At 70.2% G+C, this 12,563-nt stretch carries 10 protein-coding genes and 2 pseudogenes; 9 read left to right on the top strand and 3 right to left on the bottom strand.

The window, feature by feature from the left end; genetic code table 11:
• Positions 1-103: 103 nt before the first annotated feature.
• The 8 genes and pseudogenes from CW362_RS12020 to CW362_RS11985 all read left to right on the top strand — a co-directional run bounded on the left by CW362_RS12020 (position 104) and on the right by CW362_RS11985 (position 8,357).
• Positions 104-1,513, top strand: a complete 1,410-nt coding sequence (locus CW362_RS12020) for an ABC transporter substrate-binding protein (protein ID WP_240657756.1) — start codon at positions 104-106, stop codon at positions 1,511-1,513.
• 113 nt (positions 1,514-1,626) lie between these two features.
• Positions 1,627-1,890, top strand: a pseudogene (locus CW362_RS12015) (rhamnogalacturonan acetylesterase); the annotation flags it as partial.
• 191 nt (positions 1,891-2,081) lie between these two features.
• Positions 2,082-3,305, top strand: a complete 1,224-nt coding sequence (locus CW362_RS12010) for an RNA-guided endonuclease InsQ/TnpB family protein (RefSeq protein ID WP_103549414.1) — start codon at positions 2,082-2,084, stop codon at positions 3,303-3,305.
• A 60-nt stretch (positions 3,306-3,365) separates the two neighbouring features.
• Positions 3,366-3,797, top strand: a pseudogene (locus tag CW362_RS12005) (SGNH/GDSL hydrolase family protein); the annotation flags it as partial.
• Positions 3,798-3,844: 47 nt separating this feature from the next.
• A complete protein-coding gene (locus tag CW362_RS12000; protein WP_103549388.1) occupies positions 3,845-5,173 on the top strand; it encodes a pectate lyase family protein in 1,329 nt (442 codons plus the stop codon).
• A gap of 2 nt (positions 5,174-5,175) precedes the next feature.
• Positions 5,176-6,306, top strand: coding sequence for a pectinesterase family protein (locus tag CW362_RS11995; RefSeq protein ID WP_103549387.1), 1,131 nt, complete (start codon positions 5,176-5,178; stop codon positions 6,304-6,306).
• A 44-nt stretch (positions 6,307-6,350) separates the two neighbouring features.
• On the top strand, positions 6,351-7,463 hold the full coding sequence (locus CW362_RS11990; RefSeq protein ID WP_103549386.1) for a right-handed parallel beta-helix repeat-containing protein: 1,113 nt from the start codon (positions 6,351-6,353) through the stop codon (positions 7,461-7,463).
• A gap of 99 nt (positions 7,464-7,562) precedes the next feature.
• Positions 7,563-8,357, top strand: a complete 795-nt coding sequence (locus CW362_RS11985) for an HAD family acid phosphatase (RefSeq protein ID WP_103549385.1) — start codon at positions 7,563-7,565, stop codon at positions 8,355-8,357.
• 79 nt (positions 8,358-8,436) lie between these two features.
• Here the strand turns inward: CW362_RS11985 and CW362_RS11980 are convergent, their stop codons facing one another.
• The 3 genes from CW362_RS11980 to CW362_RS11970 all read right to left on the bottom strand — a co-directional run bounded on the left by CW362_RS11980 (position 8,437) and on the right by CW362_RS11970 (position 10,855).
• Positions 8,437-9,267, bottom strand: coding sequence for a pectate lyase (locus CW362_RS11980; protein WP_103549384.1), 831 nt, complete (start codon positions 9,265-9,267; stop codon positions 8,437-8,439).
• Between the two features lie 167 nt (positions 9,268-9,434).
• Positions 9,435-10,292: a hypothetical protein gene (locus CW362_RS11975; RefSeq protein ID WP_103549383.1), complete on the bottom strand. Its 858-nt coding sequence runs from the start codon at positions 10,290-10,292 to the stop codon at positions 9,435-9,437.
• Positions 10,289-10,855 carry a SigE family RNA polymerase sigma factor gene (locus CW362_RS11970; protein WP_103549382.1) on the bottom strand — a complete coding sequence of 189 codons (567 nt, stop codon included), beginning with the start codon at positions 10,853-10,855 and terminating at the stop codon, positions 10,289-10,291. The genes CW362_RS11975 and CW362_RS11970 overlap by 4 nt, the downstream gene beginning before the upstream one ends.
• Positions 10,856-11,110: 255 nt before the next feature.
• Between CW362_RS11970 and CW362_RS11965 the strand changes: the two genes are divergently transcribed.
• Positions 11,111-12,562 (top strand): NCS2 family permease, encoded by a 1,452-nt coding sequence (locus CW362_RS11965; RefSeq protein WP_103549381.1) that lies wholly within the window; start codon positions 11,111-11,113, stop codon positions 12,560-12,562.
• Position 12,563 lies beyond the last annotated feature (1 nt).

Genomic DNA, 12,563 nt, shown 5'->3' with positions numbered 1-12,563 from the left:
GGAGGGAAGGGCACGTCCCTTCCGGAAGCAGCCGGACACCGATCTCCGAGAGCACCTCACCGACCCCGTCGCCCCGTTGGATCCCGAAGAAGAGAGCCGATCGATGAAGATCAGCAGACGCGAGAACAGCCCCTTCGAGAACAGCCCGCTGAACATCCCGCCGGGAGCCGGCCCGGCGAGGCCCGGCGTTCGCGGAGCCCGGCGTGCCGCCGTGGCCGTCGCCCTCGGTTCCGTGCTCGCGCTGACCGCCACCGCCTGCGGCGACGACGGCGGCGGCAGCGCGGGGGACAAGGGGACCGAGGGGTCCGGCAAGGGCGAGATCACCTTCTGGGACAACAACGGCGGTGTCCGCACCGACATCTGGAAGCAGATCATCGCCGACTTCGAGAAGAAGTACCCGGACATCAAGGTCAAGTACGTCGGCGTCCCGGCGGCCAGTGCCCAGTCCAAGTACGACACCGCCATCCAGGGCGGCGGGCTGCCCGACGTCGGAGGCGTGGGCACCGCGATGCTCGCCGAGGTCGCCGCCCAGGGGGCTCTGGAGCCGCTGGACAGCCGGATCGAGAAGAGCTCGCTGAACGGGAAGCTGAGCCGGAACCTGCTCGACGTCAGCCGGGCGGCGGGCGGCGGGGACACGCTGTACCAGGTGCCGACCTCCGCCAACAACGGCACGCTCTGGTACCGCACCGACCTGTTCAAGGCGGCGGGCCTGGACGCGCCGACGTCCTGGTCGAAGTTCTACGAGGCCGCGGCGAAGCTCACGGACAAGGGGAAGAACAAGTTCGGCTTCACCATCCGTGGCGGCGAGGGCTCCATCGCCCCGGCGCTGGACGCGGCGTACGGCCAGACCGGCATCACCTCGTTCTGGGACGGCGACAGGACCACCGTCAACGACCCGAAGAACGTGGCGGCCCTGGAGAAGTACGTCGCCCTCTACAAGAAGGCCACCCCGTCCGCCGACGTCAACAACGACTTCACCAAGATGGTCGCGCAGTGGGACAGCGGCACCATCGGCATGCTGAGCCACAACCTCGGCTCCTACCAGGACCACCTGAAGGCGCTGGGCGCCGGCACGTTCCGCGGCATCCCGAACCCCACGCTGGACGACGGCACGCGGGTGCAGATCTCCAACCCGGTCGACGGGCTGAGCCTGTTCAAGTCCGGCAAGAACAAGGCGGCCGCCTGGAAGTTCATCGAGTTCGCCGTCTCTGCGGCGGAGAACTCCAAGTTCAACGAGTCGGCGGGCCAGGTGCCGGCGAACACCGACGCGGCCGGGGAGGCCTGGATCCAGCAGGCCGAGCCGACCAGGCTGGCCGCCGAGGCGCTGAACGGCTCCAGCACCAAGATCGTTCAGCTGCCGTACTACCTGCCCGACTGGAACACCATCTCCAAGGCCGACAACGAGCCGAACTTCCAGAAGGTGCTGCTCGGCAAGATGAGCGTGAAGGACTTCCTGGACACGCTGGCCGACCAGCTCGACAAGGCGCAAGCCGACTGGAAGGCCCACCACTAGCCCGGCCCGCCCGCCGGGCCCGGCCGCGGCGCCCGCCGCGGCCGGGCCGGGCGGCCTCTCCCCGGAACTCCTCCCAGAATCCCTCCCGAACCTCTGTCGAAAGGAACACGCCCGTGTCCCTCACGCGCAGACAGGTCACCTCGGCGGCGGTCGCCGCCCTGCCCCTCGCCGTCGCTGCCTCCGGCCCCGCGTCCGCGGGTCCGCGCCGACGGTCACGCACCCTCTACATCGCCGGTGACTCCACCGCCGCCCAGAAGTACGCCGACGCCGCGCCCGAGACCGGGTGGGGCATGGCCCTCCCGTTCTTCCTCCGCGAGGATGTCGTGGTCGCCGACCACGCTGTGAACGGCCGGAGTTCGAAGAGTTTCATCGACGAGAAGACCGTCGCCCCGACGCGCTACGGGATGCATTTTCAGTGCTCCGGCCTTCAAACCGGCGGTGAAGCGAATCTTGTGGTGTCGACGCGGAGCGTCGCGATGATGTTCCGGCGGAGCCGGACTCTGCCGGTGACGGATCGCTTGTGTGTTCCCGGTGACGTCGCGGTTTCGATATGCCTAGTGTGATCGCCATGCAGCTCCGGTACGCCTTCAGGCTGTACCCGGACACCGGTCAGCGCCACGCGCTGGCCAAAGCGTTCGGGTGCGCGCGTGTCGTGTTCAACGACGCGGTCCGCGCCCGCGAGGACGCGCGCAGGGCCGGGCAGCCGTTCCCGAAGGCCGGAGAGCTGTCCACGCGCCTGATCGCCGAGGCCAAGCGGACAGTTGAGCGGTCCTGGCTGGGCGAGGTCTCCTCCGTGGTGCTCCAGCAGTCCCTGCGCGACGCCGAGGCCGCCTACCGCAACTTCTTCGCCTCCCTCAAGGGCACCCGCAAGGGCCCCAGGCTGGGTGCGCCCCGCTTCAAGTCCCGCAAGGACGCCCGGCAGTCCGTCCGGTTCACCGCCAACGCCCGCTGGAGCATCACCGGCGCCGGCCGTCTGAATCTGCCGAAGATCGGCGCGGTGAAGGTGAAGTGGTCCCGCACCCTGCCCACCACCCCCACCTCCGTCACCGTGATCAAGGACAGCGCGGGACGGTACTTCGCCTCCTTCGTCGTCGACACCGACCCCGCAGCCGACGCCGCCCGGATGCCCGACACCGATCAGACGGTCGGCATCGACCTAGGACTGACCTCCTTCGCGGTCCTGTCCGACGGCACGAAGATCGACTCGCCGCGGTTCCTGCGCCGGGCGGAGAAGAAGCTGAAGAAGGCCCAGCGGGAGCTGTCCCGCAAACAGAAGGGATCGAAGAACCGGGCCAAGGCCCGGGGGAAGGTCGCCCGCGTCCACGCCAAGGTCGCCGACGCGCGCCGTGAGTTCCACCACCAGCTCTCCACCCGGCTGATCTCCGAGAACCAAGGAATCGCCGTGGAGGACCTGTCGGTGAAGGAACTGGCGCGCACCCGGCTGGCCAAGTCCGTGCACGACGCGGGCTGGGCACAGTTCGTGAACATGCTGGCGTACAAGGCCGCCCGGTACGGCCGCACCCTGGTGAAGGTCGGCCGGTTCGAGCCGACGAGCCAGGTCTGTTCCGTCTGTGGCGTCAAGGACGGACCCAAACCCCTCACTGTGCGGGAGTGGACCTGCACCGCCTGCGGCACCCGTCACGACCGGGACCACAACGCCGCACTCAACATCAGACAGGCCGCCGGACTGGCGGCATCGGCCTGCGGAGCGCCGGTAAGACCAGGAGCAATCCCGGCACAGCGCGAAGAAACAGGAAGCCACGGACTCCCGACCGGAAACCGCGCCGCGTAGCGGCACGGCAACCAGTCGCGAAGGCCGGAATCCTCGCCCTTCAGGCGAGGAGCATGTCAAACCGAGCCGTGGACGACGTACCAGGACTGTCTGCGGCAGTACCTCGACGGCGCGCGGGCCCGGGGTGCCCGGCCGGTGCTCGCCACCCCGGTGGAGCGCAGGAAGTTCGACGCGGACGGCAACGCGGTGCCGACGCACGGCGACTACCCGGCGTCGATGCGCGCGCTCGCCGCGGACGAGCACGTGCCGCTCCTCGACATCCGGGCGCTGTCCATCGCGCTGTGGCAGCGGCTCGGCGTCGAGGAGACGAAGAAGTACTTCAACTGGACCGCGACCGAACAGGACAACACGCACTTCAACCCGCCGGGCGCCATCGCCGTGGCCCGCCTGGTCGCGGGCGCGCTGCTGCACCGCCGGGTGCTCACGCCCCAGGACGTGCGCCGTCTCGGCGTGGAGATCCCCGAGTCCTGGATCACCTGGCCCACCGCCTGAAAGCCCGAGTTCCCGAGTCCCCGAGCCGAAGGAGAGAGAACCGCATCATGAACACACAGATATGGCATGGGCATGCCGCAACTTGGCGCGCGGTCACCGTGCGGAGAGCCGCCGCGCTGATCGGCTGCACCGCCCTCGTGCTCGCCGCCACCGGCGCCACCGCCGAGGCCCGCCCCCGTGAGCTCGGCCGGCAGACGCTCGCCGCGGGCGACGGCTGGGCCTCCGACGGGACCGGCACCACCGGCGGCTCGGCCGCGGCCGCCGCGCAGGTCAGCACGGTCGCGACCTGGGCGGAGTTCAAGGCTGCGCTCGCCGCCGGGGGCGGCGCCCCGAAGATCATCAAGGTCAGGGGGACCATCGACGCCAACGCCTCCGGCTGCGACTCCTTCGCCGCCCCCGGCTACGACTTCGACCGGTACCTCGCCGACTACGACCCCGCGGTGTGGGGATACGACCAGGTGGTCAGCGGTGAGCAGGAGGACCTGCGCGCCGCCTCCGCCGTCAACCAGGACACCGCGATCAAGGCGTACGTCCCCGCCAACACGACCATCGTCGGCCTCGGACGGAACGCGGGCTTCAAGGGCGCGAGCCTCCAGATCAAGGACGTCGACAACGTCATCGTCCGCAACCTCACCTTCGAGAGCCCCCTCGACTGCTTCCCGCAGTGGGACCCCACCGACGGCGACACCGGCAACTGGAACTCCGAGTACGACAGCGCGGTCGTGTACGGCGCCACGCACGTCTGGCTCGACCACGACACGTTCACCGACGGCGACCACCCGGACAGTTCGCTGCCCGCCTACTACGGCCGGATCTACCAACAGCACGACGGCGAACTGGACATCGTCAAGGGCGCCGACCACGTGACCGTCTCCTGGAACGTCTTCGCCGACCACGACAAGACCATCCTGATCGGCAACAGCGACAGCGCCTCGACCGCCGCGGTGGACCGGGGCCATCTGAAGGTCACCCTCCACCACAACCTGTTCACCGGCCTCGTCGAGCGGGCCCCGCGGGTGCGCTTCGGACAAGTGGACTCCTACAACAACCACTTCGTGGCCGACGCCGGATACGGCTACAGCTACGGCATCGGCATGGAGTCCCAACTCGTTGCCGAGCACAACGCGTTCACCCTGCCCGCCTCGGTCGGCGCCGGGAAGATCCTCAAGAAGTGGAAGGAGGCCCCGCTGACGGCGGCCGACAACTACGTCAACGGAGTCCTCACCGATCTGATCGCCGTGCACAACGCGGAGATCCCCGCCGAGACCCTCCAGTCCGGCGCCGGCTGGACCCCGGTCCTGCGGACGAAGGTCGATCCCGCGCGGGCCGTCGCCCGGATCGTCGACCACGGGGCCGGCGCCGGAAGGATCTGCTGACCATGGCCGGACACCCCGTCGGCAGAAGGGCGTTCATCGCCGCGGGCACCGGAGCCGCGTTGGCTCCCGTGCTCGCGGCCCCGGCCCGAGCCACCGGACGTTCCCCGTTCGGGCGCCACGGCTCCCCGTCCGCGCGGCTCGACGCGAGGACGCTGTACGTCCACCCCGGCGGCCTCGGCGACCACACCACCGTGCAGGCCGCCGTGACCGCCGCGACCGGCGCCGGATTCACCCTGGTCATCGCGCCGGGCGTGTACCGCGAGACGGTCTCGGTCGGAGCGGTCGACCCGGCGACCGGCCTGCCCGGCGCCGCCGGGTCCGAGATGACCTGGATCGGCGCCACCGGCGACCCGCGCGATGTCGTCGTGGTGTACGACAACGCCAACGGCACGCCCAGGCCCGACGGTTCGGGCACCTACGGCACCACCGGGTCGGCGACGACCAGCGTGCGCACCGACGGCTTCACCGCCCGCTCGGTCACCTTCGCCAACGACTGGCTGCGCGCCGACCACCCCGACATCACCGGCACCCAGGCCGTGGCGATCAAGGTGCAGGGCGACCGCTCCGCGTTCCACCGGTGCCGTTTCCTCGGCCACCAGGACACCCTGTACGCCGACACGACCGCGCTCGCCGTCCTCGCCCGGCAGTACTACCGGGACTGCTACGTCGAGGGGGACGTGGACTTCGTCTTCGGGCGGGCGACGGCGGTCTTCGAGCACTGCCGCTTCCGCACCCTGGACCGCACCGACCTGGCCGGTGCCCCGTACGGCTTCGTCTTCGCGCCGTCCACGGCCGCCGCCGACCCGCGCGGATATCTGGTCACCCGCTGTGCGATCGGCAGCGCCGCGCCGGACGCGTACTACAAGCTGGCGCGCCCCTGGGTGCCCGGCTCGGACCCCACCGCCCGGCCGATGCTGACCGTCCGCGACACCCGTCTGGGCGCCGGCATCGACGCGGTCGCGCCCTACACGGACATGTCCGCCGCCCATCCGTGGCAGGACCAGCGCTTCGCCGAGTACCGCAACACGGGCCCCGGCGCGGTGATCACCGTCCCGGAGAACCGTCCCCAGCTCACGGACACGGAGGCCGAGCGGCACACCCGTGCCGCCTATCTCGGCGACTGGTGCCCGTGATTCCCACCGTTCCGTCCGACCGCACGACGAAAGGACTCCACTCCATGTCTCGTCGTACCGCTCTCTGTCTCGGCGCCGCCCTGGCGCTGGGCGCGGGCCTGGCCGTCCTCCCCGGACAGGCGCAGGCCGCCACCGTCGTCGTCGACACCACCGCCGAGCTGACCAGCGCGATCTCCGGCGCCGCCGCCGGAACCGTGATCCAGGTGCGCGGCGGTACCTACTACCCGACGGCCACCCTCCAGTCGACCACCAACGGCACCTCCTCCTCACCGGTCACCCTCACCGCGTACGGCTCGGAGACCGTGAAGATCGACGGCTCCTCGCTCCCGTCGGGCGACTGGATCTTCAAGCTGACCGCCGACTACTGGAACGTCTCCAACATCACGTTCCAGAACTCCCCGGACAGCGCGGTCGTCTGCCAGTCCTGCACCGGCACCGTCTGGAGCAACGTCAAGACCATCGACGGCGGCGACTCCGGCTTCACGCTGACCGGCGACGGCACGGTCAACAACACGGTCAGGAACCTCGACTCGTACGGCAACTACGACGCCGCCACCCACGGCGAGAACGCCGACGGCGTCGCCGTGAAGTTCGGCTCCGGCACCGGCAACCTGATCACCGGAGCCCGCCTCTACAACAACGCGGACGACGGAATCGACTTCTGGTCCTTCTCCTCGCCGGTCACCGTCGAACACACCTGGTCCTTCGGCAACGGCAAGAACCGCTGGGGCGACTCGGCCTTCGCGGGCGACGGCAACGGCTACAAACTGGGCGGCGACGGCGAGGTCGTCGCCCACGTCGTCAACAACTCGGCGGCCTGGGACGACGCGGGCAGCGGGTTCACCGAGAACTCCAACACCGGCGCCATCGTCATCAACCGCACCACCGCCTACGCCAACGGGAAGTACGGCTACTACTTCGCCACCAGTGCCGCCCGGCTCGGCAAGAACCTCGCCGTGGGCAACGGCACCGCCGCGGTGTCCAAGGGCTCCTCGGTGACGTCGGCCGGCAACAACTGGGACTCGGGCGTCTCCACCCCGTCGTTCGTCTCCACGGACGCGACCACCACCTACAACTCCCGTTCCACCGGCGGGACATTGCCCGCGACCACCTTCCTCACGACGGGCAGCACGACCATCGGCGCGACCATGAACTGACACCCGCCGGACAGGAGTGGGCCCAAGTCGGCCGAAAAGTATGTATCGATCAGGCAAAAGACCTCGCGCCCGACGACGTTACGCGCGTAGAAACCTGTCATGCATAAGCCACTCCGCATCGCGGCCGTCGCCGCGACCTGTGCCGTCGCCGGTGCCGCCCTGTACGGCACCGGCGTCGCCACCGCCGGCCAGTCGACGGCGAACTCGACGCACGAGCCTTACAACATCGGCGTCCTCGTCAAGGACATCGACACCTACTACGGCACCACCGCCGACAGCAACGGTGTCTACCAGGCGTCCCCCGACAGCCCCTACGCCAAGGACCTCGCGCGCCTCGACGCCGCCGCCAAGCGGCACATCGACCAGGCGGCCCGCAAGGCCCACCACCGGCACGAGAAGGCCGCGGTCGTCTTCGACATCGACGACACGCTGCTGCTCTCCCTCGACTACGAGAAGAAGACCAACTACACCTACAACTCGGCCTCCTGGGCCGCCTATGTCGCCCAGGCGGACCGTCCGGCCGTCTTCGGCAGCCCCGACCTCGTCAAGTACGCCGCCGCCAAGGGCGTCGAGGTGTTCTACAACTCGGGCCTGAAGGAGTCGCAGCGCGCCTCCGCGGTCGAGAACCTGAAGAAGGTCGGCGTCGACGTCAACCTCGACTCCGCGCACATGTTCCTCAAGGACGCGGCCAACCCGCCCGCCTACCTGAGCGACTGCGCCACCGCCGCGGCCTGGAACTGCACGACCGTGCAGTACAAGGCCGGCACCCGCAAGCACATCGAGTCCCTCGGGTACGACATCGTCGCCAACTTCGGCGACCAGTACTCGGACCTCGAGGGCGGTTACGCCGACAAGACCTACAAGCTCCCGAACCCCACGTACTTCGTGAGCTGACACGCCCCCATGGTCGAACGCCCCCGCCGGTCGTCACCGGCGGGGGCGTTCGTCTGCCGTCGGCCGACGGATCCCGGACTCAGTCGTACGTGACGTCCGACGCCGTGAACCTGCACGTGGTGCCGTCCGGGCCGTTGCCCAGCTCCGTCGGTTCCTTGCCCGTGCTGTTGCCCCGGAAGCGGACGCACGTCTTGATCTTCTTCTTGGTGTCGCCGTGGACGCGGACGCGGCGCAGCGAGGCGGTGTCGCCGAGGTTGGAGTTGACCCCGACGATCGCCTTGCCCGGAGCCGTCACGTCCACGTCGTCGATGACCACGGTGCGCTTGAACTGCTTCTTGCAGTTGCCGCAACTGCGCACCAGCTTGCCGAAGTTCTCCACCCGGAACTTGCTGACCACCAGTTTGCCCGCGCCGTTGAACTGTAGGACCTTGTCGTCCGCGCCCTTGGCGCCGCCGCCGTAGACCTTGTAGACCGCCGAGGACGACGTGCCCTTGAAGGTCGCCGCGTCCTCGCCGACGTCCAGCCACCACACGTTCTGCAGGGTGCAGCTGCCCAGGCAGTGGACACCGTCGGCGGCGGGCGTGCCGATGACGACGTTCTTGAGGACCGCGCCGTCGGCGAGTTCGAAGATCGGCCCCTGGTCCTCCTCCTGGCCGCCGGTCCCGAGCGCCCCGCTGCCGAAGAACTCGGCCATCCTGCCGTCGAAGGTGCCCGACACCGAGACCGTCGACGTCACGGCCTTGCTGCCCCTGGCCTCCGGCCAGGTCGTCGCCGCGCCGGCCGAGCCCAGTGTCGCGGTCGTGGCGATCGCCGTGCCGGTGAGGGCGAGGGCGGACAGGCCGCCGATCACGGCACGCCGTGCGGAGAGACGACGGCGATGGCGGACGCGCTGTTCAACTCGTGCAGTCATGAAGCGGGTTCCTTGCGTGGTGAGGAGATCGTGCGTCTCCTGGTCGCCGCGGCCGGGGAGGAAGGTTGCCGCGTCCGCGGATCTTTCCCGGCCCGCGTCCGCCGGACGTGGCCCGCTGCCCGGGGCAGCCGTCCGCCGCGCGGCCGACGGCTCGCGACGGCCGCGCGTCATGCGGCGCGGGCCGCGAAGTCCCCGGCCACGGAGGACCGTTCGCCGTCCTCCGTGGCCGCCGTCACCGTGTAGCCGTCGTCCTTCGCGTCCCGGCCGCCGCGGGCGTGGTCGTACTGGCCGGCGAAGACCCACTCGCCCGGCCAGACCGTGCGACCGGGCCTGAGCGTCCAGGTGTAGACGAGGAAGCCGTCCCGCTCGGCGACCGTCGTCGTGAAGTCGCCCTCCGGCAGCGAGCGCCAGGCACCCGTGCCGCTCACCCCGCCGGTCTGCCGCACCTTCAACGTGACCGTGAGCGAGGTGAGCCGCTCCGTGGTCCTCAGGGTGACGTCGCTCTGCGCCCAGAAGTCGTTGCTGTGCGGGTCGACCGAGCCGTCCGACCACAGCGGGCCGTCCCCGGTGTCCCCGGCGGGCGCCCGGGTCGCGGGGGTGGGGGTGGTCGCGGTCGCCACGGGGGTGTCCGAGGGGGACGGCCGCGGTCGGTCCGGCTCCTTCGGCGTCCCGGTACGAGGGCTGGGACCGGGAGTGGCCGGCGCCCGGCCGGACGGGTCCGGCGACGGGGCGGGCGTCGGCGGGACGGCCACGGTCCGCCGGGCCGGGCCCTCGTCCTTCACCGCCGAGGCGACCGCGTAACCGCCCGCCGCCAGGATGCCGGCGACCGCGGCCGTGGCGCCCAGGACGCGGAACCAGTCGAGCAGCGGCGGGCGTACCGCGCGCCGCGCGGGCCGCCGCTCACCGGGGCCCGCCATGCCGCGTTCCACCCGGGCCAGGATGCGCGCGCGGTCCGGCTCGTGCGCCCCGGCCGCATCGCGCAGCCGGGCGCGCAGCTCGTCGTGCACCTCCCGTGACTCCCTCATCGGTCTCGTCCTCCGGCCCCGCCCGCGGGCAGCGCACCCGCGTGCACCCGTACCGACGTCTCGTCGGTGCCGAGCAGCCGCTTCAGTTCCGCCATGCCCTTGGAGGTCTGGCTCTTCACCGTACCGACGGAGACCCCGAGGGCGAGCGCGGTGTCCTTCTCCGACAGGTCGAAGGCGTGGCGCAGCACGACACAGGCGCGTTTGCGGAACGGCAGCCGGCGCAGCGCCTCCTGGACGTCGACCGTGCCCGCCACGTCGGGGTTCTCGGTCCTGTCCTCGCGCTGCGACCAGAAGAGGGTGATCCGCCGGCGCTCGCGCACCGCGGCGCGGATCCGGGTGCGGGCGAGGTTGGCGACCACCCCGCGCGCGTACGCCGCCGGACGGTCCGCCGCCCGTACCCGGTCCCAGCGGTGCCACAGCGCGAGCAGCGCGTCGGCGGCCAGATCGTCGGCGGCGTCCGGCTCACCCGTCAGCAGGTGCGCCAGCCGGGCCAGTTCGGCGTAGTGCCGCTCGAAGAAGGCGCGGAACTCCACGGAGGCGGCGTCGTCGACGACGGTGCCCACGGGGTACCTCCCCTCGCGTCGGCCGGTGCACCGGTGCGGGTGCGGCGGGTACGGCCCCGTGATTCCGGTGGGCGGCACGGGAGTTGTGGCGGGGCGAGGTGCGTGAGCGTACCAGCCGGTCGTACGGGCCTTCGAACAGCGTATGGCAGACCGAACCTGATTCCGTAACACGAGGAAAACCTGAAAGTGCTTGAAGAGGGGAACAATCCAGCCAGCATCCGCGCACCGAGCACACAGGCAACGAGGAGAATCGCCATGTCCGAAGCGCAAAAGGTCGACAACCGGCCAAGTGCCGCACCACCGGCGGCAGGCGGGGTCGACGGGTTCTTCAAGATATCCGCCAGAGGTTCCACCGTCGGCCGGGAGATACGCGGCGGATTCGCCACCTTCTTCACCATGGCGTACATCCTCGTCCTGAACCCCATCATCCTCGGCAGCGCCAAGGACAAGTTCGGGCACACGCTCGACACCGGCCAACTGGTCACCGCCACCGCGCTGGTGGCGTGCGTGATGACCGTCGTCATGGGGATCGGCGGCAACCTCCCGCTCGCCATCGCCGCGGGCCTCGGCCTCAACGCCGTCGTCGCCTTCCAGTTGGCCCCGCTGATGAGCTGGGACGACGCGATGGGCCTGGTCGTCATCGAAGGCGTCCTGATCTGCGTCCTGGTGCTCACCGGCCTCCGGGAAGCGATCATGAACGCGATCCCGCAGCAGCTCAAGCAGGCCATCGGCGTCGGCATCGGTCTGTTCATCGCCTTCATCGGCTTCGTGGACGCCGGGTTCGTCAGCCGCATCCCGGACGCCGCGCACACCACCGTGCCCGTGCAGCTCGGTGCCGTGGGCCGGCTCACCGGCTGGCCCGTCCTCGTCTTCTGTCTCGGTGTCCTGCTGACCATCGCCCTGCTCGCCCGCAAGGTGAAGGGCGCGATCCTCATCAGCATCGTGACGATGACCGTCGTCGCGATCGTCATCGACGCCGTCGCCGGCATCAAGAGCTGGGGCCTGACCACCCCCGAGGTCCCGGACAAGATCGTCGCGAGCCCGGACTTCGGGCTCGTCGGTCACTTCAGCCTGTTCGGCGGCTTCGCCGAGGCCGGTGTGCTCACCGCGGTCCTGCTGGTCTTCACCCTGGTGCTGTCGGACTTCTTCGACGCCATGGGCACCATCGTCGGCATCAGCGCCGAGGCCGGGCTGCTCGACGAGCGGGGGCAGGTCCCGGGCATCGGGCGGGTCCTGTTCATCGACGGCGCCGCCGCCGTCGCGGGCGGCCTGGGCTCCGCCTCCTCCAACACCGCCTACATCGAGTCCGCGGCCGGCGTCGGCGAGGGCGCCCGTACCGGCTTGGCCAACCTGGTCACCGGCGGCCTCTTCGGCCTCGCGCTCTTCCTCACCCCGCTGCTGACCATCGTGCCGCTCCAGGCCGCGGCGCCCGCGCTGATCGCGGTCGGGTTCCTGATGATGACCCACGTCAAGCACATCGACTGGGACGAGTACGAGATCGCGATCCCGGCGTTCCTGACCATCGTCGCGATGCCGTTCACGTACTCCATCACCGACGGCATCGGCGCCGGTTTCCTCGCCTACGTCGTCATCAAGACGGTGCTGGGCAAGGCCAAGGAGGTCAACTGGCTGCTGTGGGCGGTCTCGGCGCTGTTCCTGGTCTACTTCGCGATCGACCCGGTGGAGCAGTTGCTCGGCGTGAAGTGAC

The organism is Streptomyces populi, from assembly GCF_002911015.1.
GTDB lineage: Bacteria > Actinomycetota > Actinomycetes > Streptomycetales > Streptomycetaceae > Streptomyces > Streptomyces populi.
The sequence above is the reverse complement of the archived record's forward strand: the minus strand, read 5'-3'. Positions and strand labels throughout refer to the sequence as shown.